The sequence below is a fragment of the Nocardia sp. NPDC019219 genome, from assembly GCF_040632645.1.
Classification (GTDB): domain Bacteria; phylum Actinomycetota; class Actinomycetes; order Mycobacteriales; family Mycobacteriaceae; genus Nocardia; species Nocardia sputorum.
Map to the genome: position 1 here is coordinate 77690 of NZ_JBEYCG010000021.1, position 24781 is coordinate 102470.

The following is a 24781-nucleotide window of genomic DNA, read 5'->3' on the forward strand; positions in this document are numbered from 1 at the left end:
GATCGGTCGCCCGGACCGGTGAGCGACCGGCGATCCGGCTGACGGGCAGTGATCTCGGTAAACCGGCGGGCGGTGGAGATCGCGCGCCGACGACGGTCCGCAGGCGAATATGCAACTAATGGTTGCGCTTCGACCGGTGGCGGGCTAGCGTGATGTGCAACCAAGTGTTGCATATGACGGAAGGGTGACGAGTATGGAGTACGGCAGCATCGAACGGGAGATCTACGTCGACGCCTCTCCCGAGGTGGTGTTCGAGGTTGTCAGCAGCCCGGAGCACATCTCGGAGTGGTGGAGCGACGACGCCGACTTCGACGTGACTCCCGGTGCGGTCGGTGAACTCGTCTGGGGAGACCGCGCGCAGGTCGCTCCGATCACTGTGGTGCAGGCCGAGCGGCCTCGGGTGTTCTCCTTCCGCTGGTGCTACCCCGACGGCGAGGTCGACGACTCCGCGGGCTCGCTGCTGGTCACCTTCGAACTCGTTGCCTCGGGTGCGGGGACCCGGATCCGGCTCACCGAGACCGGTTTCCGGGAGACGGGCTGGGAGGCCGCGAAGCTGGCCGAGCAATACCGCGAGCACACCGTGGGATGGGACACCTACGTTCCCCGGCTGGGGGAATACATCGCCCGGCTGGTGTCGGCCCCGTGACCGCGGCGGTCGACGACGACCTGTGGTCCGCCATCGGGGATCCGACCCGTCGGCGGATGCTCGACCTGCTCCTGGTGGACGGCGGGGGCACCGCCACCAGTCTCAGCGAGCAGCTGCCCGTGACACGGCAGGCGGTCGCGAAACATCTCGGCGTGCTCGATCGCGTCGGCTTGGTGCACGCCACGCCTGCCGGGCGGGAGCGGCGGTACCGCGTGGACGAGGCGCAACTCGCCCGAGCGGTCGCCCAGCTGTCTTCCGTGGGCGCGGCGTGGGACGCCAGGCTCCGCCGTATCAAGCGGATCGCCGAGGCGATCGAGCGTGGTCGAGACCAGCAGTGAATCGAAAGCAACCGAGGAAAGGAATCGACAATGGTGGACATCCTGCACAGAGTCGGCATCGAAGCGCCGGTGGACGAGGTCTACGCCGCCCTGACCACCACCGAGGGGCTGGCCGGCTGGTGGGCGAGCGACACCCGCGGCACGAGCGACGAACTCGGCGGACTGATCGAGTTCCGGTTCGGCGCGGGCGGATTCGATATGCGAGTGCGCGCGCTCGACCCGGGCAAGCGCGTGCTGTGGGAGGTGGTCGGCGGGCCCGACGAGTGGATCGGCACCGAGGTGGACTGGACCCTCGATCAGGCGGGCGACTACACCGTCGTGCTCTTCGCGCACCGGGGCTGGAAGGAGCCGGTGGAGTTCATGCACCACTGCAGCACGAAGTGGGCGGTCTTTCTGCTGAGCTTGAAGTCGCTGGTCGAGACCGGGAAAGGCGCGCCGGACCCCTACGACGTCAAGATCGACAACTGGAATTGACGCTTGGCACATCGGACTCCGCACCGCTCGCGGCGGCACGGGCCGTGGACAGCATCGTTACCACGGGTGACGATGCTGTCGGCGCGACGTGCGGATCAGGCGCCGACGTAGGCCGCGAGATGCTCGCCGGTGAGGGTGGAGCGTGCGGCGACGAGGTCGGCGGGTGTGCCTTCGAAGACGACCCGGCCGCCGTCGTGCCCCGCGCCGGGGCCCAGGTCGATGATCCAGTCGGCATGCGCCATCACCGCTTGGTGGTGTTCGATGACGATGACCGACTTGCCGGAGTCGACGAGCCGGTCCAGCAGACCGAGCAGCTGCTCGACGTCGGCGAGATGCAGGCCGGTGGTCGGCTCGTCGAGGATGTAGACGCCGCCCTTGTCGGCCATGTGCGTGGCCAGCTTGAGCCGCTGCCGCTCGCCGCCGGACAGCGTGGTGAGCGGCTGGCCCAGGCTGAGATAGCCCAGTCCGACGTCGGCGAGCCGGCCCAGGACGGCGTGCGCGGCCGGCGTGCGCGCCTCGCCGTCGCCGAAGAACTCCCGCGCCTCGAGCACCGACATCGCGAGCACCTCGCTGATGTCGCGTCCGCCCAGGTGGTATTCCAGCACCGAGGCCTGGTACCGCTTCCCCTCGCACTCCTCGCAGGTGGTGGCGACGCCGGCCATCATCCCCAGGTCGGTGTAGACGACGCCCGCGCCGTTGCAGGTGGGGCAGGCCCCCTCCGAGTTGGCGCTGAACAGCGCGGGCTTGACGCCGTTGACCTTCGCGAACGCCTTGCGGATGGGTTCGAGCAGGCCGGTGTAGGTCGCCGGGTTGCTGCGCCGTGAGCCACGGATGGGCGCCTGGTCCACCGACACCACGCCTTCGCTCGCGGGAATCGACCCGTGCAGCAGGGAACTTTTGCCCGACCCGGCCACACCGGTGACGGCGACGAGCACTCCCAGCGGAATGTCGACGTCGACGTCGCGCAGGTTGTTCGCGTTCGCGCCCCGGATCTCCAGCTTGCCTCGGGGCTTGCGCACCGTCTCCTCGAGCGCGGCACGGTCGTCGAAATGGCGGCCGGTCACGGTGCCGCTGGCCCGCAGCCCTTCGACGCTGCCCTCGAAGCACACGGTGCCGCCCGCCGCGCCGGCGCCGGGGCCGAGGTCGACGACGTGGTCGGCGATCACGATGGCCTCCGGTTTGTGCTCCACGACGAGCACCGTGTTGCCCTTGTCCCGTAGCCGCAGCAGCAGGTTGTTCATCCGCTGGATGTCGTGCGGGTGCAGGCCGATGGTCGGTTCGTCGAAGACATAGGTGACGTCGGTGAGCGACGAGCCGAGATGACGGATCATCTTCGTGCGCTGCGCCTCGCCGCCCGACAGCGTGCCGGACGGCCGGTCGAGCGAGAGGTAGCCCAGGCCGATCTCCACGAACGAGTCGAGGGTGTGCCGCAGCGCGGCCAGCAGCGGCGCGACCGACGGCTCGTCGAGACCGGACACCCACTCGGCCAGGTCGCTGATCTGCATCGCGCAGGCGTCGGCGATGCTGATGCCCGCGATCTTCGAGGAGCGGGCCGCCTCGGTGAGCCGGGTGCCGTCGCACTCGGGACAGGTGGTGAAGGTGACTGCTCGATCCACGAACGCCCGAATGTGCGGCTGCATCGCCTCCCGGTCCTTGGCCAGGAACGACTTCTGGATTTTGGGGACCAGCCCCTCGTAGGTGAGGTTGACGCCCTCGACCTTCACCTTGGTGGGCTCTTTGTAGAGGAAGTCCCGCATCTCCTTCTTGGTGTACTCGCGGATCGGCTTGTTCGGGTCGACGAAGCCCGACTCCGCGTAGACCCGAACCGTCCAGAAGCTGTCCGACTTCCAGCCGGGGATGGTGAACGCGCCCTCGGCGATCGACTTGGAGTCGTCGTAGAGCTGGGTCAGGTCGATATCGGAGACCGAGCCCCTGCCTTCGCAGCGCGGGCACATGCCGCCGGTGATGCTGAAGGTGCGTCGCTCCTTCACCGTCCTCCCGGCGCGGTCGGTCGTGACCGCACCCGCCCCGCTGATCGAGGCGACGTTGAAGGAGTACGCCTGCGGCGAGCCGATGTGCGGTTTCCCGAGCCGGCTGAAGAGAATCCGCAGCATGGCGTTGGCATCGGTGGCGGTGCCGACCGTGGAACGCGGGTCGGAACCCATGCGTTGCTGGTCGACGATGATCGCGGTCGTCAGGCCCTCGAGCACGTCGACCTCGGGCCGGGCCAGCGTCGGCATGAAGCCCTGGACGAAGGCGCTGTAGGTCTCGTTGATCAGCCGCTGCGACTCCGCGGCGATGGTGCTGAACACCAGCGAACTCTTGCCCGAGCCGGAGACGCCGGTGAACACCGTCAGCCGCCGCTTCGGGATCTCGATGCTGACATCCTTCAGGTTGTTCTCGCGCGCGCCGTGCACGCGGATCAGATCGTGGCTGTCGGCAGCGTGCAGCGCGGGCGACTGCGTGTCCGTCGTCGTGGCCGTGCTCATGGGGTCTCCCTCTGTCGGGCGGGGCCGCGTGGGCGGTCCTGGGTCGGCGTCGCCTGGCTCGATCCAACCAGGTCGACTTGTCTGCGGGCCGCCCGGCGGCCAGCCGCTTCTGCCGTGGCCGGCGATGGCTATCGGACCGGTGCGCGGTCGCGGCTGAGCGCGCCGGGTGGTTCAGCGCAGCTGCTGGATGCGGATCAGGTTGCCCGCGGGATCGCGGACGGCGCAGTCGCGCACCCCGTACGGTTGCTCGGTGGGTTCCTGGACGATCTCCGCGTCGCCGGCCACCAGCCGCTCGAAGGCGCTGTCGAGGTCCTTGGTTGCCAGCAGGATGCCGCCGTAGGTGCCCTTGGCCATCATCTCGGCGATGGTGCGGCGCTCGTCGTCGGTGATGCCGGGGTCGGCGCCCGGGGGGTGCAGCACGATGGAGGTCCCGGGCTGTCCGACGGGGCCGACGGTGAGCCAGCGCATCCCTTCGTATCCGACGTCGTTGCGGACCTCGAAGCCGAGGAGGTCACGGTAGAAGGCCAGCGCCGCGTCCGGATCGTCGTGCGGCAGGAAGCTCGCGTGAATGGTGATGTCCATGGCAGTCAGGCTAATTGCGGCTCGGTAACCGGCGCTTCTCGATTCCTGATCGGTCTGGTCACCTGTTTCGCCACGCAGGACGGCATCCCCGCCGTCGCGCGCGCCGCCTCGCGCCGGTAGACGCTGGGCGGCACGCCGACCAGCTCGGTGAAGCGCGTGCTGAACGTGCCCAGCGAGGAGCAGCCGACCTCGAAACAGACCTCGGTGACGCTCAGGTCGCCCCGGCGCAGCAGCGACATCGCACGCTCGATGCGCCGGGTCATCAGATAGGAGTACGGCGACTCGCCGTAGGCGAGCCGGAACTGGCGGCTGAGGTGCCCGGCCGACATGTGCGCGTCGCGCGCGAGCGCCTCCACGTCCAGGGGCTGCGCGTACTCCCGATCGATGCGGTCGCGGACCCTGCGTAGCCGCGCGAGGTCGTGCAGGTGCTGCGCCGCGGCGGGTCTACTGGTCACTCACCAGATGGTGCCACATCGCGGTGACAAGCGGCCGATCCCGGCCCGCGCCTCTCGCGGGATGCCCGGGGCTACCAGAAGGTCGCCGAGAGCTCGTACTCGGCGAGCGCGGACCGCACCAGCTCGGTGAGCCGCTCGGCGTCGAGCAGGGTCGGTGGGTGGTAACCCATGACGCGCAGCGTGATCGTCTCCGCGGCCTCGATCAGCGCGACGTAGAGGGTGCCGCCGCGTTCGGTCACGACGGTCCGCGAGTTCAAGCTCTGATTGACCAAGCCGAGCATCATCGCCGAGGCCGGGCGGCCGTCGATGCGGAGGATCTCCGGGTCGAGCTTGCCGAGGCTGGAACAGACCGTGGAGATGGGGTCGGTGGCGGCTTGGCGCGCCAGGTGGGCGTAGCGCCCGCGCGGCAGCGCCACCGCGACCGGGACCAGCGGCGGGACGTCCTGCCCGCTCGCCGCGGCCTCCGTGAGCTTCTCCTTCATCACCGCGCGCAGCGAGGCGAGATCGGCCGGCTCGCCCTCGTGAGCGTCCAGCTCGAAGGCGATCGAGGTCAGAGCGTTCGCGCGGAGATCATCGGCGGTGCGGGTGCTGACCGGCATCATCATGCGAACCCGGCCCTGCTCGTCGATGCGGCCGAGCTCGGTGGCGATGGCGGCCATCATCGCCACCGCCAAGGTGGTGCCGGTGCCGCCTCGCGCCCGGGCCGCCGCATGCCAGGGCTGCGCCGGGACTGTCGCGGTGATCGTCGGCAGGCGGAAGTTCGGTGCGTCGCCGGTGGGCCCGCCGTGCCTTGCGGTGGCCAACCGCAGCGCCAAACCGGCCGCCGAGGGGAACGACCGGGCTCGCCGCGCGGCAGAGCGAAGATCGTCGGCGAGCAAGCGCATCCGGCCGAATCCGTCGCTCGGATACACCAAGTCGAGCCGCTTTCCCGCGACCGCGTCCGTGACCGCCGCGCAGAACGCGTGGCCATCGGCGAGAGTGTGCGAAACCAGCAGCGACACCGCGCTTTCCCCGTTGTCGAGGTGGGTCGCCGCCAGCCGCCATGCGGGCCCGCCGAAGGTACGCAACTCGGCATGCCCCTGTTCGGCGATCCAGGCCTCCAGAGCGCCGGCGGGAAGGGGCTCGTCCGCGACCTCGAGCGGGCTGAATTCGACTCGGGTGGTCCAGCGGTCACCGGCGGCGGGGATCATTGCGGGCGCGACCGCTCTGCCCAGGCTGCCGTGGCGCAACGTCTCGTGGAAACGCTCCAGCGCCGCGATGTCCACCGGACGGTCGTAACGCCAGACCGCCTGTATCGCCAGGGTTCCCCCTAGCGCGGAGTGCCCCCGTGCACTCACGCAATCGATATCGGTCAGGCGGTAGGTCACGCAAATCTCCCCTCGAGTTCCGGACACCGGGGCGGGTCCGCGCCGGCGTCGTCGCCGCCACAACTCGGCGCTACGACGATGGGGATCGTCCGAATGTCCGGTTTCGAGCTGTTCGGCCAACCAAGAGCATCCGGCCTGGCAACGCCATGGTCAACCCTACTGGCGGGTTCGGTCCCGGCGGCCCGGCGGTGCGGTGCGAACGGTACCTATTGGTCCGCTGTGCTGCGCTAACGGGAATCTGCTTGCCACCTGCGCGGGAAGCGGGTAGGGGGCGCTCGACGCGGCGAACCGGCCCGATCCCGGTGACCGGAGTTGGACAGGCGACCACTTCAGCAACGTGCCGGCGGTGTGGCGCGCTCAGCGCGCGGCCGGATCGCGTCTGCGGATCAGCGGCAGGTAGACCTCGTCCACGATGTCGATCAGGACGTCGTCGGGCGCGGTCGGCGCGCCGCGCACGACGAATTCGTTGCGGAGCAGGATCAGGGCCACGGTGGCGACGCGCGGATGCAGCGCCTCAGGAGCGGCTTCACCCCGGGCGACCGCGCGGCCCAGCAAGGTGAGCCACGGCGCCGCGGCGGCGTCGCCGGTCTGATCCGGCAGCTGTGCCAGGAATTCGGCTACGCCACCGCAGGCCGCCAGGAGTTCCCGCAGGATCGCGCCCGAGGACGAACTCCAATGGCGGTTGACGCGCCGTAGCAGTTCCAGCGCGTCTTCGCGCAGGCTGCCGGTGTCCGGCGGTGGTGTGGTCGTGGCCAGCTGGCGGTAGGCGGCGATGCCGAGTGCCAAGCGGTTCGGCCACCGGCGGTAGATGGCGTTCTTGTTGGTTCCGGCCCGGGCGGCGACCTTGTCCATGGTCAGCGCGGCGTATCCGGATTCGAGGAGTTCGTCCGCCGCGGCGCGCAGGATCGCCTCTTCGAGAGCGGCCCCACGTCGGCGCGTCTGCCCGGCGCCCGGCTGCCGGACCGCATCTTCCACTTCGGCCCCTTCCCGTAATCGCCGCCGATCCTACTTGCCGGGCGTGCTTGCTCGGTCGAACCGGGAACTATAAGGTACGACACGTACTCTATCTCATTATGGAAGGGCGGAGTCGATGCGCGCCAAAGGCATCAGCTACGAGACTGGTTTCGTTCATGACGGACGATTCTCCCGCGTTCAGTTCGACCCCAAAACAGTGGCCAGCGAACTGAGAGTCATCCGCGACGACCTGCACTGCAACGCGGTTCGCGTCATCGGGGGCGATCCGGGACGGCTGGAACTCGCGGCTGCCATCGCCGCCGATCTCGGCCTCGAGATATGGTTCTCGCCGTACCCTCTTGATTCGACTGTGGCGGAGATGCTGGCCCTGTTCGCGGATTGCGCCGAGCGGGCCGAGCGGATCCGGCGGCGCGGAGCCGAAGTGGTCTTCGTGACCGGCGCCGAGCTGAGCCTGATGCACCCCGGGTTCCTCCCGGGCGACAGCATCGACGAACGCGTGCGGTGGCTGACCGCCCGGCCGGCTGACCTGGGTGAATCCGTCGTCGAGGCGAGCAGGCGCGTGAACGACTTCCTCGACAAGGCCGTGATGACCGTTCGCGAGCGTTTCGGCGGCCTGGTCACCTACGCGTCCGTCCCGCTCGAGCGCGTCGACTGGACGCCGTTCGACATCGTGTCGGTGGACCTGTACCGGACGGCCGAGATCGCCGACCGATTCGGTGCGGGCGTTCGTACCTTCGCCACCGGGGGAAAGCCGCTCGCGATCACCGAGTTCGGTGCGGCGACCTTCGCGGGCGCGGGTGATCTCGGAGCGCACGGCCTGCAGATCGTCGAATACGACGACACCCGCGGGCCACTCCGGTTGAACGGCGAGTACGCGCGCGACGAGGCCGGGCAGGCGCGGTATCTGCGCGAGCTGCTGGAGATCTTCGACGCCGAGGGTGTCGACAGCGCGTTCGTCTTCGTCCTCGCGCTCTACGACCATGTGCACCGCCCCGGCGGCGACCCGCGCGACGATCTGGACCTGGCCAGCTACGGCGTGGTCAAGGTGCTCGAAGACCGTACCGGCGACACCTACCCCGACCTCCCCTGGGAGCCCAAGGCCGCGTTCGACGCCCTCGCCGACTATTACCGGAGTCGCTGAGCCGCACCAGGAATCGGCGATCGCGGCGGAGTGCGGCCGGGTCAGTCGTGGTGGGCGCGGTGGTGACGGAAGGCCAGGCGGACGAGGTCGGCGATGTCCGGGTCGGCGATCGCGTAGACGTGCCGTCTGCCGTCCTTGTGGGCGTGGACCAGACCGGCGAGTTTCAGTTTGGCCAGGTGCTGGCTGACGGCGGGCACGGACTGGCCGACGGCGGAGGCGAGGGAGCCGACGTCGCGCTCGCCCTGCGCGAGGAGCCAGAGAATCTGCAGGCGCGCGGTGGCCGCGAGCATGCCGAAAACGGCCGCCGCGTCCTGTAATCGGTCCGCCGGGATGGGGCCCGGCGGCTCGCCCTGCTGGGTCACGTCCGCCTCCATAGCTGTCGGTAGGGTGACACGGCCGTGTCCGGCTGTGCAACCATGTGGCCGCCGGTGATCGGCCCGCGCGGCACCGGGCCGAAAACCGCTGTCCTGCACGCGCGTCCGGCTCGTTTCGTGCCGCGAGATTTCCACCGGGTGGCGCGCTGTCGAATACTTGCGCAACTGATTGACGTACCCCGATCGGCGGGTTTCTAATGATGGATGGCGCAATTCGTGCGCCGGTCGACCAACGAAGCGAGGTGAGCGGCAGATGCCGGATGACAATATCGACATCTACAGCCGGGCCACCCGCGAGAAACGGGTTGCGCCGCCGCGTCGTTGATCCGCGTGTGTGATCGGCGACCGGGCAACGGCGCCCTGATCGGCCGACGGCACGTATTTCCACCTTCGTTATTTCGACGCGTAAGGCCGCGCGTGCGGGTTCGACCGATGCGTGGTCTTGTCCGCGCCGATGGTCTCGTCGCGGATCGACGCCGCCCCGCCCGTGTGCGCCTCCTCTGTCCAGGAGGGGTGCGCTACCACCCGCACGATAGTAAGTATTGGAGCCCCCGCTATGGCCACACTGCCCGAGAAAGACGAAACATCCTCTCGCCCACCGGGCCCGGAGCACAAGCCGACCGGCTTTCGCTCGGACTCGCCCGTGCGACCCTTCTCCGGGCAGCGGTAGTCGATGACGACCTTTCTCAGCGCCGTGACCGCCGATCACTTCGACACGGAAGTGCTTCAGCAGCATTGGATTCCCCTCGCCGCCGACGACGCCGACACCGCGGCAGTGCTCCGGGAACGGCTCGGCATCGACTTCACCGCCGCGCACAACCAGGTCTGGGAGGCGGGCAACTTCCTCTATCTGCCGGTGGTCGCCAACTATCAGCTCGGCGAGACCATCGAACGGGCGACGATCGTCTTCGCCCTGGGCGGGGAGTTCCTCGTGACGTTGCAGCCGTCCGAGCATTTCGTCCCGTTCGACAAGGCGGTCGCGAAGATGCGCCGCAACCCGGAACTCGCCGGCTCCGCGCACGGCGTGATGTACGCGCTGCTGTGGGCGCTGAACGAGGCGTCGGAGCGGGTGCTCCACCACACCGGTGACGCGCTGGAGGCGACGCACGAGGAAATCGAGCGCGCGATCTACGCCCACGACCGGCGTGAGTTCGCGACTTCCGACGTGCGCGGCGCACTGTCGCGGATGAACGCGACCGAGCGAATCATTGCGCGCACCCGGGAGACGCAACTGCAATTGGCCCGCGCGGCACGCCACCTGCGGGCCGACGCACGGTCCGGTCGCGGCGAGCTGGACGGGGCGATCGGCGTGCTGCTCGCGGACATCGACGGGGTGGGACAGCGCGCGGGCGTGGCGTACGACAAGGTTCGGTACCGGCAGCAGTCCGCGCTGGCCGGCCTGGATGTCCGGCAGAACGAGATCGTCAAGGCGTTCGCCGTCACCGCGGCCGTTCTGCCACCCACGCTCATCGCCACCTGCTACGCCGTGGATCTGATTTCCGAGTTGTCCTGGCAGACCGGTCTTCTGGTGACCTGCCTGCTGACGCTTGCGGCGGCGCTGATTCCCCTCGCCTACCTGAAGAACAAGGGCCTGCTGGGCTGAGTCCCTCGCTCCGGTCCGGCAATCATTACCTCGCGCGTAATCGACGCGGGGCGCGCGGCACGGCAAGGTTGGGGACAGCCGATCGGAGAACGCGATTCGGCTTGACAAAAACCATTGCAGCACAGGAGGTTCAACATGTCGCGCTACGAGGAAGCGGTCGATCGGTACTTCGCCGCGTGGAACGCCACCGACGAGGACGCCAGGGCCGCCGCGGTCGCGGCCGCCTGGGCCGAGGACGGCGCGTACACCGATCCGCTCGCGGAGGTGAGCGGGCACGCCCAGCTGACGGCGGCCATCGGGGGCGTGCAGGCGCAGTTCCCCGGCTTCGAGTTCCGCCGCCTCGGCGCGGTCGACGGCCACCACGACATCGCCCGCTTCTCCTGGGAGCTGGTCTCGGCGGCCGACGGCAGCGCCCCGGTCGCGGGCTCGGACGTGATCACCCTCGGGTCCGACGGCCGGATCACGAGTGTGCACGGCTTTCTCGACCGGGTGCCGTCGGCCTAGCGGCCGGCCGGTCCGCGACAGCCCGGCGCACCGGAGCCCGTTTGCGCCTGCGGCGAACACGGTGCGTCGTGGGCGCTGCGGGGGCATCCTGGACGCAGTAGTGCGATTCCGGCGAACAGGGTGGTGGTCGGCGTGGACAACGCCGCGATGGATGCCTACTCCCGCACGGTGATCGCGGTGGCGGCGTCGGTGACGCCGCACGTCGCGAGTGTGCGGACCAGGCGGGGGAGCGGATCGGCGGTGGTCTTCACCGACGACGGATTCCTGCTCACCAACGCGCACGTCCTCGGCGCGGCGCGGGAGGGCGAGGTGGTCTTCGCCGACGGGGTGGAATCCCGATTCCAGGTGATCGGGGTGGATCCGCTGTCGGATCTGGCGGTGCTGCGCGCCCGCGACGGCGCGCCGGACGCGGTGCCGCTCGGGGACGCCGATCGATTGGTGGTCGGCCAGCTGGTGGTGGCGGTCGGCAGTCCGCTCGGTCTGGCGGGCTCGGTCACCGCGGGCGTGGTCAGCGCGCTCGGACGGGCGGTTCCGGTGGCGTCGCGCCGCGCCGGGCGGGTGATCGAAGACGTGATCCAAACCGATGCGGCGCTCAATCCGGGTAATTCCGGCGGTGCCCTGTCGGATTCGGCGGGCCGGGTGGTCGGCATCAACACCGCGGTCGCCGGGATCGGTCTCGGCCTGGCCATCCCGATCAACGCGACGACGCGCCGGATCATCGGCACGCTGCACACCGAGGGACGGGTGCGGCGCGCGTACCTGGGCCTGGTCGGCGTGCCCGCGCCGCTGCCCGAGCCGGTCGCCGCGCGGACCGGGCAGGCGGCCGGGGTGCGCATCGTCGAGGTGATCCGCGGCGGCCCCGCCGAGGAAGCGGGCCTGCGCCGCGGTGATCTGGTCCTGAGCGTGGCGCGGTCGGAAGTGCGGGACGCCCAGGGCATCCAACGGCAGCTGTTCGCCGAGGCGATCGGCGTGCAGCTGCCCGTCACGGTGCTGCGCAACGGGGCGATGGTGGACGTGATCGCGGTTCCGGTGGAACTGGTGGCCGACTGAGCGTCGTCAGTCGGCGGCCCGGACGGGCTCGGGGATGCCCACCGGGGCGGGCGGTGCCGTCCTCCAGCGTGCGTCGACGACCAGACCCGCCAGGCCGATGGCCAGGCAGACGCCGGACAGCGCCAGCATCGCCGGATGGGTCGTGCCGGTGAGCGCGTCGCCGAGAACGACGGTGCCGATCGTGCCGGGCAGCACGCCGAGCACCGTGGCGATGAGGTAGGGCCAGAACCGGATCGAGGACAGCCCGCAACAGTAATTGATCACCGAGAACGGCACCGCCGCGATGAGCCGGAGTGAGCCGACCGCCAGCCAGCCCCGGCGCGCGAGACGCTCATCGATCGCGCGCACCGCGGGATGGGTGAGCCGGGCGGCGACCTGCTCGCGGTCCAGTGCGCGCACGAGCAGGATCGCCAGCACCGCGCTCACGGTCGTCGCACTCACCGCCAGCGTGATGCCCAGCAGCGGGCCGAACAGCAGCCCCGCGCTGACGGTGAAAACGGTGCGGGGAATCGGCGCCACCGTCACCAGAGCGTGCACCACGAAGAACACCAGCGGGAAGACCGGGCCGACCGACGTCGCCCACTCCTGCACCTGGCGGGGAGAGGGCAGCGGAATCAGCAGGGCCGTGCCGAACAAGGCCACCGCGCCGACGAGCAGCGCGACGAAACGCGGGTCACGGATCAGCCTGGCCGAGACGCCGCCGCGCCTGCGCTCGGCTGCCTCGGGCCCCTCGGTGCTGCGGTCGATCACCGCGACAGGTTACCGGTTGGTAGTGGCGGGCAGGGTCAACGGCTGGGAATGCGCCCGCTAGCATCAGTGGAAGCGGGACGAATGCCCGTTAACCGAAGTAGTCGCTGAGCTGGGCGAATGTGAGGGTATCGGGCGCGCACTGGCGGTGCGCCCGTGGTGAGGAAGAGGAACAGCAAGCTATGCCGATTGCTTCAGATCCCGGGGCCGACCCGGTGCCCGAATACGGTGCATGGCGCAAGGGCGTTGCCGGGGTGCTGGCGAAGACTCGCCGCGTCGAGGTCAGCGAACTTCCCGAGGAGCCCGAGCGACTGCTCGACGAGACCACCTATGACGGGCTGACCATCGCCCCGCTCTACACTCGGCGCGACGAGCTGCCGGAACAGCCGCTGCCGGGAACCTTTCCCTTCGTGCGTGGCCGGGACGCCACCCGGGACGTGCACCGGGGCTGGTTCGTCAGCGCGCAGGTCGCCCAGCGCGACGCCGCCGCGGCCAACCGGGAGATCCTGGCCGGACTGGAGAACGGGATCAGCGCCGTCTGGCTCGGCGCGGGCGAACGCGGTGTGCCGGTGCCGGACCTGCCCGCCGCGCTGAACGGCCTGCTGTTCGAATTGGCCCCGCTCACGCTGGATGCGGGCGGCGACGTCGCCGACGCGGCCGCGCAAGTGTTCGCGGTGCTCGACGGCTACGCCGCACCGGCTCGCGAGGACATCTGGATCGCCTTGGGTGCCGCCCCCTTGACCAGCCGTTTCGCCGATCTGTCCGATATCGGTCTCACCGAGGCGGTCGCGCTGGCCGGACGGGCGGCGGGGCGGCCGGAAACAGTTCGCGCGATCACCGTGGACGGCACCGTCTTCCACGACGCGGGCGCGTCCGACACCCAGGAACTGGGCGCGGCCGTCGCCGCGGGCCTGGCCTACCTGCGGTCGCTGACCGAGAGCCTGGATCTCGCCGACGCGCTGAGCCAGCTGGAATTCCGTTTCGCGGCCACCGACGACCAGTTCGCCACCATCGCGAAGTTCCGCGCCGCCAGGCAGCTGTGGGCTCGGGTCGCGCAGGTCTGCGGCGCACCGGATTTCGGCGGCGCGCCGCAGCACGCCGTCACCTCGGCCGCCATGATGAGTCAGCGCGATCCCTGGGTGAACATGCTGCGCACCACGCTCGCCGCCTTCGGCGCGGGCATCGGGGGCGCCGACACCGTGACCGTGCTGCCGTTCGACTCCGCCCTGCCGCCCGGCGAACTCGGCGTCTCGAAGTCGTTCGCCGACCGCATGGCCCGCAACACCCAGCTGCTGCTGCTCGAGGAATCGCATCTCGGCCACGTGCTGGACCCGGGTGCGGGCTCCTGGTACGTCGAGGACCTCACCGCCGCGCTGGCGGCGAAGGCGTGGGAATTCCTCCAGGAGATCGAGGCGGCGGGTGGTTACCTCGCCGCGCTGGAGTCCGGGCTGCTCGCCGAGCGCGTCGCCGAGACGAAGACCGCCCGCGACGCCGATGTCGCGCACCGCAAGACGGCCGTCACCGGCGTGAACGAATTCCCGAACCTGGCCGAGCAGCCGCTCTCGGAGGCGGCGCGTCAGTCCGGACGGGTCGCCCGCTACGGCGCCGCGTTCGAGGAGCTGCGCAACCGCTCCGACGCCTACCTCGCCGCACACGGGACGCGGCCGAAAGCGCTGCTGGTGCCGCTCGGCTCGGTGGCCGAGCACAACGTCCGGGTCACCTTCATCGCGAACCTGCTGGCTTCCGGCGGCATCGAGTCGATCAATCCCGGACCGCTCACGGTCGACGCGATCGCCGCGACGGCCACCGACGCCGGGGCGCCGATCGCGGTGCTGTGCGGATCGGATACGCGCTACGGATCCGAAGCCGGTGCGGCGGTGGAGCGACTGCGTGCCGCGGGCGTGGCGACGGTGCTGCTGGCCGGCTCGGCGAAAGCCGTCGCCGATCTGGACGACGCGCAGCGCCCGGACGGATTCCTCGCCGCGCGCATCGACGCCGTCGCCGCGCTGTCCGGCCTGCTGGAGAAGGTGGGAGCCTGATGACTACTCGTGAGATCAAGCACGTGATCGGCAGTTTCGCCGACGTGCCGCTGGCCGAACGGGCGCCGGAGCCCGCCGCCGTCGACGCGGCGCAGGTGACGGAGTATCTGCGCGCGGCCGCGGCGGCCAACCGGTACGCACCCGAGCAGCTGGTGTGGTCGACGCCCGAAGGCATCGACGTGCCGCCGGTGTTCACCAAGGCGGATCGGGACGCGGTCGCGGCCGAAGGGTATCCGCTGGACAGCGTGCCCGGCGTCGCGCCGTTCGTGCGCGGGCCGTACCCCACGATGTACGTCAACCAGCCGTGGACCATCCGCCAGTACGCCGGCTTCTCCACCGCCGCGGATTCGAACGCCTTCTACCGGCGCAATCTGCAGGCGGGCCAGAAGGGCCTGTCGGTCGCGTTCGACCTGGCGACCCACCGCGGCTACGACTCCGATCATCCGCGGGTGCAAGGTGACGTCGGCATGGCGGGCGTGGCCATCGACTCCATCCTGGACATGCGCCAGCTGTTCGACCACATCCCGCTGGACCAGGTCAGCGTCTCGATGACGATGAACGGCGCGGTGCTGCCGATCCTGGCGCTGTACGTCGTCGCCGCCGAGGAGCAGGGTGTCGCGCCCGAGCAGCTGGCCGGAACCATTCAGAACGACATTCTGAAGGAGTTCATGGTCCGCAACACCTACATCTACCCGCCGAAGCCCTCGATGCGGATCATCTCCGACATCTTCGCCTACACCAGCGCGAAGATGCCGAAGTTCAACTCGATCTCCATCTCCGGCTACCACATCCAGGAGGCCGGCGCGACCGCCGACCTGGAGCTGGCCTACACCCTCGCCGACGGCGTCGAGTACATCCGCGCCGGCATCGACGCGGGCATGGAGGTCGACAAGTTCGCGCCGCGGCTGTCGTTCTTCTGGGCGATCGGCATGAATTTCTTCATGGAGGTCGCCAAGCTGCGCGCGGGGCGTCTGCTGTGGAGCGAGCTGGTCGCGAAGTTCAACCCGAAGAGCGCGAAATCGCTGTCGCTGCGCACCCACTCGCAGACCTCCGGTTGGTCGCTGACCGCGCAGGACGCCTACAACAACGTCGCGCGCACCTGCATCGAGGCGATGGCCGCCACCCAGGGCCACACGCAGTCGCTGCACACCAACGCGCTCGACGAGGCGCTGGCGCTGCCCACGGACTTCTCCGCGCGCATCGCCCGCAACACCCAGCTGCTGATCCAGCAGGAGTCCAACACCACCCGCCCGATCGACCCGTGGGGCGGCTCCTACTACGTCGAGTGGCTGACCCACCAGCTGGCCAACCGCGCCCGCGCGCACATCGCCGAGGTCGAGGCGCACGGCGGCATGGCGCAGGCGATCGGCGAGGGCATCCCGAAACTGCGCATCGAGGAAGCCGCGGCGCGCACCCAGGCGCGCATCGACACCGGCCAGCAGCCGGTGATCGGCGTCAACAAGTACCAGGTCGAGGAGGACCAGCAGGTCGAGGTCCTCAAGGTCGAGAACTCGCGGGTGCGCGCCGAGCAGATCGAGAAGCTGCAACGCCTGCGCGCCGAGCGCGACCCCGACGCGGTGCGCCGGGCGCTGGCCGAATTGACCCGTGCGGCGGCCTCTTCCGAGGGCGGCATGGCGAACAACTTGCTCGCGCTGGCCATCGACGCGGCCAGGGCCAAGGCCACCGTCGGCGAGATCTCCGACGCGCTGGAGCAGGTGTACGGACGGCACCAGGCGGAGATCCGTACGCTCTCCGGTGTGTACCGCGACGAGGCAGGGAAGGTCACCAACATCACCAAGGCGAGCGAACTGGTCGAAGAATTCGCCGAGGCCGAGGGCCGCAGGCCGCGCATCCTCGTCGCGAAGATGGGTCAGGACGGCCACGACCGGGGCCAGAAGGTGATCGCCACGGCCTTCGCCGACCTCGGCTTCGACGTCGACGTGGGCCCGCTGTTCCAGACCCCGGAAGAGGTGGCGCAGCAGGCGGCCGACAACGACGTGCACGTCGTCGGTGTGTCGTCGCTGGCGGCGGGCCACCTCACGCTGGTGCCCGCCCTGCGGCAGGCGCTGGCCGATGTCGGGCGTCCCGACATCATGGTCATCGTCGGCGGCGTGATCCCGCCCGGTGACTTCGACGAGCTCTATCAGGCGGGCGCGGCGGCGATCTTCCCGCCCGGAACGGTGATCGCGGACGCGGCGATCGACCTGCTGAAGAAGCTCGGCGCCGAACTCGGCCACGAACTCGGCAGCGGCGCCGCGGATTCCGCCGCGACGGAATGAGCGAAGCGGGTTCCACGGCGCGTGCCACCCCTGCGGCGGCCGCGCGCCGGACCGTCGACGTCGACGCCCTCGCCGCGGCGGTCCGCGCCAACGAGCGGGCCGCCTTGGCGCGGGCGATCACGTTGGTCGAGTCGACCAGGGCCGATCACCGGGCGCTGGCGCAGCGACTGCTGCTGAAGGTCTCGCCGGAGGCGGGCGCGGGCAGCGCGCCCTCCAACCGCGTCGGCATCACGGGCGTTCCCGGCGTCGGCAAGTCGACCTTCATCGACGCGCTGGGCATGTACCTGATCGGGCAGGGGCACCGCGTCGCGGTGCTGGCGGTGGACCCGTCCTCGACCAGAACCGGCGGCTCGATCCTCGGCGACAAGACCAGGATGGCGCGGCTGTCGGTGCAACGCGACGCCTACATCCGGCCTTCGCCCACGGCGGGCACGCTCGGCGGCGTGGCCAAGGCGACGCGCGAGACCATCGTGCTGCTGGAAGCGGCGGGCTACGACGTCATCCTCGTGGAGACCGTCGGGGTGGGGCAATCGGAGGTCACCGTCGCGAACATGGTCGACGTGTTCTGCTTCCTGACCCTGGCCCGGACCGGTGACCAGCTGCAAGGCATCAAGAAAGGCGTGCTCGAACTCGCCGACCTGGTCGCGGTGAACAAGGCCGACGGCAAACACGAGGTCGAGGCCCGGTCCGCCGCGAGGGAACTCGCGGGTGCGCTGCGTCTGATCCATCCGCACGACGCGCTGTGGCGTCCGCCGGTGCTGACCATGAGCGGTCTGGAAGGCGTCGGGCTGGACCGGTTCTGGGACACGGTGCTCGAGCACCGCCGCGTGCTCACCGACGCCGGCGAGTTCGCCGAGAAGCGCCGTCGGCAGCAGGTCGACTGGACCTGGACCATGGTGCACGACCAGCTGCTGCGCAGGCTGGCGGACAACCCGCAGGTGAAAGCCATTCGGGCGCAGGTAGAGAAGCAGGTTCGCGACGGCACCCTCACCGCCGCGCTCGCCGCCGAGGAACTGCTGCGCGCCTTCGACGGACGCTGACGCGGGCGTCACCGCCGCAGGCGAACGCCGCGCCGTGCGGCAGCGTGCTCGCGGGGCCTCGCCGCGCCCGCCGGACACTTCGACTCTTCGCGACGCGTTCGAGCAGCGGGCCCGCGGCGGTTTCGGATCCGGTCGGCCCGCTGCGCCTTACTGCTGCTCGCGGTGCAAACCGACCTGCGCTACCAGCGCGCGGTGATCCGCTCCCGGGAGGCTTACGGTCTCCGCCGCGACCGCGTGACCGGCCGCGACGAGGATGTGGTCGATGCCGACGAGAGGTGGCCAGCGCTTGTCGGTCGGATAGGTGACCAGATGTCCTGCCCCGGCCTGCTCGGCGGCGTCGGCGAAGCGGCCGGAGAGCAGCGCGCGGAACTGCCGGTGATCGTAGGTCGCGTTGAAGTCTCCGCCCACGATCGCCGGTCGATCGGCGGGTGATCGTTCGAGAATCGTCCGCAGGCGGGACAATTCGTCGGCCCAGACCTGCGTGCCGTACACCGGCGGCACCGGATGGAAGGCGTAGACCGCGACCGGCCCGATGCCCGGGATGTCGGTGGTCGCCGAGAGCTGGTTCAGCACGTAGCCGTCGTACTCGGCGGTCTCCGACAAGGGATGGCGGCTCCAGATGCCGGTGCCGGCCGCCGTCCTCCCCGGGGAGAGGTACCGGTACGGCAGCAACCGGTCGATGCCCGCCCGGCCGAGATCCTCGATCGCCGCGGGCGTGAGTTCCTCGACGGTGAGCACGGTGACGTCTCGCGCGCGCAGCTGCTCGATCAGCGCCGCCGGATCGGCTCCGTCGAAGAGCAGATTGGCCTGCATCACCGTGATCGTTGGTCCGTCCTCGTGGCCGGAGTGCCCGACGTACAGCGGCGCTTGGGTCCAGATCCCGGTCGCCAGGACGACGACCGCCACCGCCACACCGCTCCAGTGCCGCATCGCGAGGAAAGTCACCGCCGCCACCAGCGCGGAGCCCATCAGATACGGCGCCACCGAAGCCGCCAGCACCAGCACCCGAGCCGAGGAGCCGGTGTAGTGCAAGGTGACGCCGATGGCTGCCACGAGGACCGCAATCCATGCGAGCAGATACACCCCGGCTCGAACCGGTTTCGACAGCGCGCGCGAATACACCGGCCGCACATTACATGCGACGGTCGGGCGGGTGTTCCGGCCGGTGAGCCGCTCCGAGGCGGTGGGTGGTGTCGCGGCCGGACCTGCGCCCGGGGCGCGAAAATGCCCGCGCACCGCGGTGCTGGTCGCTCAGGCCGTGCCCGGGTGCGTCGCCTGGTCGTCAGGGGAACCGCCGGCTCGACCGTGCCGGGGTGGCCGGTGGCGCGACCCCGCGCGAAACGCCGGATTCGGACTGCGCGCGATCGTCCAGGGCTTGCGCGGATCAGATCACGTTCTGCGAGGCCGATATGGAGGATCTCGTGGGAGCGCAGCTCGTGCGAGCCGGAGCGGTTGGCGCAACGGTGCGCGCGGTTCGGAGTCGAGGCATCCCGCACCGGACCGGTCACCGGAGGCCGAACAGCTCCGCGGCGTTGTCGTGGCAGACCCGGCGCAACCAGTCGTCACCGAGATCGAGTCGTTCGAGCGCTTCGATCGAATGACCATAAGAGTGGGGAATGTTCGGGAAGTCGCTGCCGAACAGGATGCGGTCGGCGAAGGCTTGCAGCCGGCCGTGCTCGTGCGCCGGAAACGGGGCGTCGGCCTCGGAGAAATCGGTCCACACCATCGTGGTGTCCAGCCGCACCTCGGGGTATTCCTCGGCGAGATCGAGGAATTCGGAGTATTCGGGCGTGCCCATGTGCGCGACGATCAGGCGCAGCCGCGGAAAGCGCCGCAGCACACCGGCGATCGGCTCCGGGCCGGTGTACGTTCCGGGCGCCGGGCCGGAACCGCAATGGATGACGATCGGAACGCGCGCGTCCTCCAGCAGGCCCCACACCGGGTCCAGCAGCGGGTCGCCCGGATGGTAGCCGCCGACTTGAACGTGCGCCTTGAAGACGCGGGCTCCACGCTCGACGGCCTCCCGGACATAGTCCGCCGCCTGCGGCTCGGGGAAGAACGTGGCGGTGTGCAGGCAGTCCGGGGTGCGGGCGGCGAAATCGGCGGTCCATTCGTTGAGCCACGCGGCCATGTCCGGTTTGTGGGGATACACCAGAGCGGTGAACGCGCGAACACCGAAGTCCCGCAAGGTCTTCAACCGCACCTGCGCGTCGGCGCGGTAGGTGATCGGCCAGCTGCGGCCGATCAGCGGTCCGGCCGCGTCGAAGTACGCCCACACTTTCCGCATCACCTGGTCGGGCATGAAATGGGTGTGGACGTCGATGATGCCGGGCAGCCCGAGCCCGGCACGGAAGGCGGACAGATAGGTCGCGTCGTCGGCGCCGGTCACCGGACCCCCTGTGCCACGGGCGGGTGCACGGCTCGCGCGAAGTCGCCGACCCGGGTGATCAGTCGTTCGAAGAACAGCTCAGGGTCGGTGCCGATCACGATGTCGGCATTCGGTTCCCGCCCCCACATGCCCGCCCAGTCCGCGACCGTGGTCGCGCGGGTGATGGTGCCCGCCAACTCCACGTCCACCGTCGCCGGGCGGGTGCGGGCCAGCGCCGGGTCCAGCGCGACCGCGGCCGCGAACGGATCGTGCATGTGGGCCAGGTAGCCCAGGTCGTAGGCGTGATGGAAATCGAAATAGAACCGCACGGCATCGGTGACATGCCGGACGATCGGATTGCCGGCGCCCGAGCGGGTTCCGGGCGGATCGTCCGGCGAGACGACCTCCACCGGGAAGCTTTTCGCCCGCTCGGCCAGGCGCGCCAGATGCTCCGGCCGCATCTCGATGGTCTCGGTGATGTCCAGCGCGCAGACGATCGGCCTGCGTTGTGCGGGTGCGGCGGCGAACGCGTCGAAGACTTCCTTGGCGGCCTCCGGGTCGACGTGCACGTTCCATTCGTTGGTCGGCGTGGTGTTGCCCGGATGATTGAATGCCCCGCCCATGATGACCAAACGCTTCAGCAGCAGCGGCAGCTCCGGTTCGATCCGCAGGGCGAGGGCGAGATTGGTCAGCGGTCCGGTGCACAGCCCGACGATCTCGCCGGGATGCGCGCGCACCAGCTCGGCCCACATCCGCGCGGCCGATCGCGCGGAGAGACGGCGTGCCGACGTGGGGAGCTCGGCGTATCCGATGCCCTGGGGTCCGTGCGTGTCCTCCGTGGTGCGCAGCGGGATGGCCAAGGGATCCGCGGCGCCGAGCGCCACTTCGATCTCCGGTGCGCGGCAGACGTCCAGCCAGGCGAGGTTGTTCGCCGCTACCTGTGCTGCCGCGACGTTGCCCGCCGTGGCGGCGATGCCCGCGATCTCGGCCTCGGGCGAGCCGAGCAGGTACAGCAGCGCTAGGGAGTCGTCGATGCCGGTGTCGACGTCCAGGATGATCTTCTGCCGCACGGCACGAGACTAGCGAGCCGGGATGCCGGGGCGACGGCGAGGTGCCGATAGCTCGGTGGTCGCAGCGTGTAGGACATACGTCTAGTACATTTGTCTGAGACGTTGTAGCCTGTGGTCATGGGAAATCGCGAGGATCTGCTGGCGGGAGCACGGAAAGTGATCGTCGAGCGTGGCATCGCCAAGGCGACCGCCCGCGACATCGCCTCGGCGGCGGGCGTGAGCCTGGCGGCGATCGGGTACCACTTCGGCTCCAAGGATCAGCTGATCACCGAGGCCCTGGCCGACTCCCTCGGTACCGCGATCGGCGACAGCATGGAGGCGAAGATCCGCGAGGGCAGCGGTGTCGCGCCGCTGGCGGCGTTCGCCGCGATGTGGAACGGCATGCCCGCGGTGTTCACCGACAACCGCGACAGCATGCTGGCGAGCCTGGAGAACCTGGTGCGCGTGGCGCGCTCGCCGGAGTCGCAGCGATTCTTCGCCCAGAGCCTGCCCGGCGCCTACCGGGACATGGCGGACGCGCTGCGGCAAGCGCATCCCCGGCTGAGTGACGACCAGGCGGAGGCGATCGCCGAACTGTATTTCGTGCTCGTGCAGGGTCTCGGCGTCTTGCAGACCGTCGCTCCGGAGGCGGACCTCCCGGACGGCGACCGCCTGGCGCAGGCGGTCGCCGCGCTCGCCGGGACCGAGGGTTAGTGCTCGCTCGACAGCTCACCGGGGGATGAAGCGCGGGACGCCGCTGGAGATTCTCCCGGCGTCCCGGCGTGACGGTCAGTGCGTCGGCAGGGGCCAGGCCGGACGGTCCGCGCCGTAGGCGGGCGCGGGCCAGGCGTAGTCCGGGTACTCGGCGAGCACGGGCGGCGCGGTGACGACCTGGCCGTGGCGGACCGCCTGCGCCGGGCTCGGCGCCGCGGCCTTGCCGTGCCGTGGTGTGCGGTCCGGCGCGTCGAGCAGCCAGGAGGCGGTACGGGCCAGAGCCACCCGCACGTCCCGCCCGACGCCGTCGCCGGCGCGCGCGACCAGGGCATCGATCACGCCCGCGGCGAGGAGGTAACCCGACGCGTGATCCAGTGCCTGCGCGGGCAATGCCCCCGGCACGGACGGCGCACCCTCGATGGTCGATATGCCGGACGCGGCCTGCACGATGCTGTCGAAGCCGCGGCGCTCACCCCACGGACCGGCTTCACCCCATGCGGACACCCGCCCGTGGATCAGCCCGGGACGGGCGGCCGCCCGCACTCCCGCGCGTTCGAGCGCGCCCGGCCGGTACCCGGTGATCAGCACGTCGGCGGCGGCGACCAGATCATCGATGCCGCGGGTGCGGAGGTCGACCAAGGTCGATCGTTTGCCCTGACAGGTGTCGGCGAATTGCCAGGGGATCTCGGGCAGCTGCGGCGGGTCGACGCGCAGCACCTCGGCGCCGAGCAACGCCAGCGCCCGCGTCGCGACCGGTCCCGCGATCACCCTGGTCAGATCGAGAACGCGCAGTCCCCGCAGCGGCTGCAGTGGCGTCGCGCCCGCGGGCAATCCGGTCTCTCCGCGATCGGCGCGGTCGTCGATCGCGACCAACGGACCGGACGCCGCGGCCTGGCCCTCCGGGCTGGCGGCCCATTCCTCCTCGGTGCGGACTCGGACGGCGATGGCGCCCTGCGCGGCGGCCCGCTCCTCCAGGTCGGAGGCGCGGATCATGGCCATCTGGGCGACGAGGAGATCGACCGGCGCGGAGTCGGGCAGGCCGAGCGTGGCGAACAGCCGGGCCCGGTGGTGCGGATAGTTCGCGTGCGTGCGAACCCATCCGTCGAAGGTGGGGAAGAATCCGGAGAGGTCGGCGAACGGTGTCGGCCCGCGGCCGGCGATACTCAACAGGCGCTCGCTGGAGAAGGCCGCGGTGATGCGAGCCGGATCGAGGCGGTGTGCCACCGGGTGGAGACCGCGCGCGGTCCGCATGCGATTCGCGGCGGCGGTCAGGGCCGCGACCGAACCGGCGGCCAGCGCCCAGACCGGTAATGTCGCGGCGAGATTGCTACCCGGATCGGGCGCGGGGGAGATGCGCGAGGCGGTGACACCGATACCGGCCTCGTAGTCCTGGACGAGCCGTGCGTGCGTGTTCACTCGCTTCAGCCTAGTTGCCGGCCTGGAGAAGTCGGGTGTCGTGGTCCCTGCGGAACGGTCCGCGGCTGCGGGCCGTGTGGCCGTCCCCCGACGTCACCTGCGCCGATTCGGCGCGGAGCGAAGCGCGGACCGCGCGCGGGCACGCCAGGGCTCGCCGCGGCGGGCGATCGCGGGCCGGAGATCGCGTTCGTCCGGATCGGTCGATCGCGGGCGCTCGGGCGGTGACCGCGCGAGCGTGGAGCCGTCGCGCGGAGATTGCGGATGAAGTGCTGACGATCCCGCCCCGATTCGGCCTGTCACGAAGGACGATCCGGGGCGTCGCATCCGAGTATCCCGGAGCGCGAAATTATCTGCCCGAGCAGCCTTCTCGCCAGTGAGGACAGTGCCGCGCGCTCGACCCGAGAAATTGGCGAGGATGTCCTCGTGCTGCACCGCAGCGATCGGCGCGGATTCGATGGCCAGGTCCGCCGCGTGCGGACGGCGGCGCAGAGCATGGCCGGCCGCACTGGAACACCGGGCGGCACGATATGTGAGGTCGAACGACGATGACCGACGTCTACCCCGGAAGCGCGGAATACACGGTGCCCGTGACCCGGACGAAGAAGGACCGGGCAGCGCGGGAGCGCGTTCCGGTCTTCGGTATCGACATGCAGCCGCGCGCCGCTCTGCTGCCGGACCGGGTTCGCCGCGCCCCGATCACACACGACTACGAGTTGCTGGCGGTGCAGGACGCCCAGAACGCCGGGTACCTGCGCGAGGTCCAGGACCTCGCCGCCGAGCGCGCGTCACTCGGAACGGCCGGTCACGACCAGGCGACGCGACTGCGCGTGGACCGGCTCGAGGCCGCCCTCGTTGCGGCCACCGCGGACGCGGCCGCCGCCGGAGTCGCGGCCGAGGACGTCGATCGGGCGGTGGAATACGGCCGCGCGGGCGCCTACTGGGCCGACCGTCCCGCGCACCGCTATCTCGGCCGCATCGCCCAGTTGACCGACGAAATGTACTCTCGCCTGGACGAATTGGCCGACTACCGGCGGCGGGTGGCCGAACTCGAACAGCGGCTCGCGCAGACCGGTCCCGGCGAGTCCTGAACCGCCTGGATCCGTCCGGGCGACCCCGGTGCCGCCCGCGCCG

The 24781-nt window shown here is 70.2% G+C and carries 24 protein-coding genes; 12 read left to right on the plus strand and 12 right to left on the minus strand.

Annotated elements, in window-relative coordinates:
• The first annotated feature begins 193 nt into the window (after nt 1-193).
• Genes ABZ552_RS30410 through ABZ552_RS30420 form a run of 3 tightly spaced genes read left to right on the plus strand, consistent with a single transcriptional unit; the run spans nt 194 to nt 1458 of the window.
• On the plus strand, nt 194-646 hold the full coding sequence (locus tag ABZ552_RS30410) for an SRPBCC domain-containing protein (protein WP_357441459.1): 453 nt from the start codon (nt 194-196) through the stop codon (nt 644-646).
• Entirely contained in the window at nt 643-984 is a 342-nt protein-coding gene (locus tag ABZ552_RS30415; RefSeq protein ID WP_281873527.1) for a metalloregulator ArsR/SmtB family transcription factor, read from the plus strand. Before ABZ552_RS30410 ends, ABZ552_RS30415 begins: the two co-directional genes overlap by 4 nt.
• 30 nt (nt 985-1014) lie before the next feature.
• The gene (locus tag ABZ552_RS30420) at nt 1015-1458 is read left to right on the plus strand and encodes an SRPBCC domain-containing protein (RefSeq protein ID WP_281873525.1); all 444 of its coding nucleotides are present in this window, start codon (nt 1015-1017) and stop codon (nt 1456-1458) included.
• Nucleotides 1459-1553: 95 nt separating this feature from the next.
• Here the strand turns inward: ABZ552_RS30420 and ABZ552_RS30425 are convergent, their stop codons facing one another.
• The 5 genes from ABZ552_RS30425 to ABZ552_RS30445 form a co-directional block, all read right to left on the minus strand.
• Nucleotides 1554-3947, minus strand: a complete 2394-nt coding sequence (locus ABZ552_RS30425) for an excinuclease ABC subunit UvrA (protein ID WP_281873524.1) — start codon at nt 3945-3947, stop codon at nt 1554-1556.
• Nucleotides 3948-4118: 171 nt separating this feature from the next.
• Entirely contained in the window at nt 4119-4529 is a 411-nt protein-coding gene (locus tag ABZ552_RS30430; protein WP_281873523.1) for a VOC family protein, read from the minus strand.
• A 5-nt stretch (nt 4530-4534) separates the two neighbouring features.
• Entirely contained in the window at nt 4535-4984 is a 450-nt protein-coding gene (locus ABZ552_RS30435) for a helix-turn-helix transcriptional regulator (RefSeq protein ID WP_281873522.1), read from the minus strand.
• 71 nt (nt 4985-5055) lie between these two features.
• Entirely contained in the window at nt 5056-6351 is a 1296-nt protein-coding gene (locus tag ABZ552_RS30440; protein ID WP_281873520.1) for a hypothetical protein, read from the minus strand.
• A 357-nt stretch (nt 6352-6708) separates the two neighbouring features.
• Entirely contained in the window at nt 6709-7326 is a 618-nt protein-coding gene (locus tag ABZ552_RS30445) for a TetR/AcrR family transcriptional regulator (protein WP_357441416.1), read from the minus strand.
• Nucleotides 7327-7441: 115 nt separating this feature from the next.
• On the opposite strand from ABZ552_RS30445, the gene ABZ552_RS30450 reads away from it, so the two are divergent.
• Nucleotides 7442-8467 (plus strand): hypothetical protein, encoded by a 1026-nt coding sequence (locus ABZ552_RS30450; RefSeq protein ID WP_357441418.1) that lies wholly within the window; start codon nt 7442-7444, stop codon nt 8465-8467.
• A 41-nt stretch (nt 8468-8508) separates the two neighbouring features.
• Here the strand turns inward: ABZ552_RS30450 and ABZ552_RS30455 are convergent, their stop codons facing one another.
• Together ABZ552_RS30455 and ABZ552_RS30460 are read right to left on the minus strand one after the other, a co-directional pair.
• On the minus strand, nt 8509-8829 hold the full coding sequence (locus ABZ552_RS30455) for a metalloregulator ArsR/SmtB family transcription factor (RefSeq protein ID WP_281873515.1): 321 nt from the start codon (nt 8827-8829) through the stop codon (nt 8509-8511).
• 405 nt (nt 8830-9234) lie between these two features.
• On the minus strand, nt 9235-9366 hold the full coding sequence (locus ABZ552_RS30460) for a hypothetical protein (RefSeq protein ID WP_281873513.1): 132 nt from the start codon (nt 9364-9366) through the stop codon (nt 9235-9237).
• Nucleotides 9367-9514: 148 nt separating this feature from the next.
• On the opposite strand from ABZ552_RS30460, the gene ABZ552_RS30465 reads away from it, so the two are divergent.
• From ABZ552_RS30465 to ABZ552_RS30475, 3 genes are all read left to right on the plus strand, one after another.
• The gene (locus ABZ552_RS30465) at nt 9515-10444 is read left to right on the plus strand and encodes a CorA family divalent cation transporter (protein ID WP_357441421.1); all 930 of its coding nucleotides are present in this window, start codon (nt 9515-9517) and stop codon (nt 10442-10444) included.
• A 135-nt stretch (nt 10445-10579) separates the two neighbouring features.
• Complete coding sequence (locus tag ABZ552_RS30470) at nt 10580-10948, plus strand: nuclear transport factor 2 family protein (RefSeq protein WP_281873509.1); 369 nt, start codon at nt 10580-10582, stop codon at nt 10946-10948.
• A gap of 147 nt (nt 10949-11095) precedes the next feature.
• Nucleotides 11096-11998: a trypsin-like peptidase domain-containing protein gene (locus ABZ552_RS30475; protein WP_281881008.1), complete on the plus strand. Its 903-nt coding sequence runs from the start codon at nt 11096-11098 to the stop codon at nt 11996-11998.
• Nucleotides 11999-12004: 6 nt separating this feature from the next.
• Here ABZ552_RS30475 and ABZ552_RS30480 read toward each other — a convergent pair whose 3' ends face one another.
• Nucleotides 12005-12682, minus strand: a complete 678-nt coding sequence (locus tag ABZ552_RS30480) for a TVP38/TMEM64 family protein (protein WP_281881006.1) — start codon at nt 12680-12682, stop codon at nt 12005-12007.
• Between the two features lie 245 nt (nt 12683-12927).
• On the opposite strand from ABZ552_RS30480, the gene ABZ552_RS30485 reads away from it, so the two are divergent.
• Genes ABZ552_RS30485 through meaB form a run of 3 tightly spaced genes read left to right on the plus strand, consistent with a single transcriptional unit; the run spans nt 12928 to nt 18103 of the window.
• On the plus strand, nt 12928-14784 hold the full coding sequence (locus tag ABZ552_RS30485; protein ID WP_281873507.1) for a methylmalonyl-CoA mutase family protein: 1857 nt from the start codon (nt 12928-12930) through the stop codon (nt 14782-14784).
• A complete protein-coding gene (gene scpA / locus ABZ552_RS30490) occupies nt 14784-17063 on the plus strand; it encodes a methylmalonyl-CoA mutase (protein ID WP_281873505.1) in 2280 nt (759 codons plus the stop codon). The genes ABZ552_RS30485 and scpA overlap by 1 nt, the downstream gene beginning before the upstream one ends.
• On the plus strand, nt 17060-18103 hold the full coding sequence (gene meaB, locus ABZ552_RS30495) for a methylmalonyl Co-A mutase-associated GTPase MeaB (RefSeq protein ID WP_281918755.1): 1044 nt from the start codon (nt 17060-17062) through the stop codon (nt 18101-18103). Before scpA ends, meaB begins: the two co-directional genes overlap by 4 nt.
• Nucleotides 18104-18250: 147 nt before the next feature.
• Here meaB and ABZ552_RS30500 read toward each other — a convergent pair whose 3' ends face one another.
• The 3 genes from ABZ552_RS30500 to ABZ552_RS30510 form a co-directional block, all read right to left on the minus strand.
• Nucleotides 18251-19156, minus strand: a complete 906-nt coding sequence (locus ABZ552_RS30500) for an endonuclease/exonuclease/phosphatase family protein (protein ID WP_357441424.1) — start codon at nt 19154-19156, stop codon at nt 18251-18253.
• Between the two features lie 451 nt (nt 19157-19607).
• Nucleotides 19608-20492 (minus strand): amidohydrolase family protein, encoded by an 885-nt coding sequence (locus ABZ552_RS30505; protein WP_357441426.1) that lies wholly within the window; start codon nt 20490-20492, stop codon nt 19608-19610.
• A complete protein-coding gene (locus ABZ552_RS30510; RefSeq protein ID WP_357441428.1) occupies nt 20489-21541 on the minus strand; it encodes a nucleoside hydrolase in 1053 nt (350 codons plus the stop codon). Before ABZ552_RS30510 ends, ABZ552_RS30505 begins: the two co-directional genes overlap by 4 nt.
• A gap of 117 nt (nt 21542-21658) precedes the next feature.
• Between ABZ552_RS30510 and ABZ552_RS30515 the strand changes: the two genes are divergently transcribed.
• Nucleotides 21659-22234, plus strand: a complete 576-nt coding sequence (locus tag ABZ552_RS30515; RefSeq protein ID WP_281873498.1) for a TetR/AcrR family transcriptional regulator — start codon at nt 21659-21661, stop codon at nt 22232-22234.
• Nucleotides 22235-22309: 75 nt separating this feature from the next.
• On the opposite strand, the gene ABZ552_RS30520 is transcribed toward ABZ552_RS30515, so the two are convergent.
• Nucleotides 22310-23650 (minus strand): CoA transferase, encoded by a 1341-nt coding sequence (locus ABZ552_RS30520; protein ID WP_281873497.1) that lies wholly within the window; start codon nt 23648-23650, stop codon nt 22310-22312.
• A 545-nt stretch (nt 23651-24195) separates the two neighbouring features.
• Between ABZ552_RS30520 and ABZ552_RS30525 the strand changes: the two genes are divergently transcribed.
• Nucleotides 24196-24738, plus strand: a complete 543-nt coding sequence (locus ABZ552_RS30525) for a hypothetical protein (protein ID WP_281873496.1) — start codon at nt 24196-24198, stop codon at nt 24736-24738.
• Nucleotides 24739-24781: the final 43 nt, after the last annotated feature.

Excerpts from the sequence above, each read along its gene's own strand:
- ABZ552_RS30410 (WP_357441459.1), top strand. The coding sequence starts at position 194 with ATGGAGTACGGCAGCATCGAACGGGAGATCTACGTCGACGCCTCTCCC.
- ABZ552_RS30420 (WP_281873525.1), top strand. The coding sequence starts at position 1,015 with ATGGTGGACATCCTGCACAGAGTCGGCATCGAAGCGCCGGTGGACGAG.
- ABZ552_RS30425 (WP_281873524.1), bottom strand. The coding sequence starts at position 3,947 with ATGAGCACGGCCACGACGACGGACACGCAGTCGCCCGCGCTGCACGCT.
- ABZ552_RS30430 (WP_281873523.1), bottom strand. The coding sequence starts at position 4,529 with ATGGACATCACCATTCACGCGAGCTTCCTGCCGCACGACGATCCGGAC.
- ABZ552_RS30450 (WP_357441418.1), top strand. The coding sequence starts at position 7,442 with ATGCGCGCCAAAGGCATCAGCTACGAGACTGGTTTCGTTCATGACGGA.
- ABZ552_RS30465 (WP_357441421.1), top strand. The coding sequence starts at position 9,515 with ATGACGACCTTTCTCAGCGCCGTGACCGCCGATCACTTCGACACGGAA.
- ABZ552_RS30470 (WP_281873509.1), top strand. The coding sequence starts at position 10,580 with ATGTCGCGCTACGAGGAAGCGGTCGATCGGTACTTCGCCGCGTGGAAC.
- ABZ552_RS30475 (WP_281881008.1), top strand. The coding sequence starts at position 11,096 with ATGGATGCCTACTCCCGCACGGTGATCGCGGTGGCGGCGTCGGTGACG.
- ABZ552_RS30485 (WP_281873507.1), top strand. The coding sequence starts at position 12,928 with ATGCCGATTGCTTCAGATCCCGGGGCCGACCCGGTGCCCGAATACGGT.
- scpA (WP_281873505.1), top strand. The coding sequence starts at position 14,784 with ATGACTACTCGTGAGATCAAGCACGTGATCGGCAGTTTCGCCGACGTG.
- meaB (WP_281918755.1), top strand. The coding sequence starts at position 17,060 with ATGAGCGAAGCGGGTTCCACGGCGCGTGCCACCCCTGCGGCGGCCGCG.
- ABZ552_RS30515 (WP_281873498.1), top strand. The coding sequence starts at position 21,659 with ATGGGAAATCGCGAGGATCTGCTGGCGGGAGCACGGAAAGTGATCGTC.
- ABZ552_RS30525 (WP_281873496.1), top strand. The coding sequence starts at position 24,196 with ATGACCGACGTCTACCCCGGAAGCGCGGAATACACGGTGCCCGTGACC.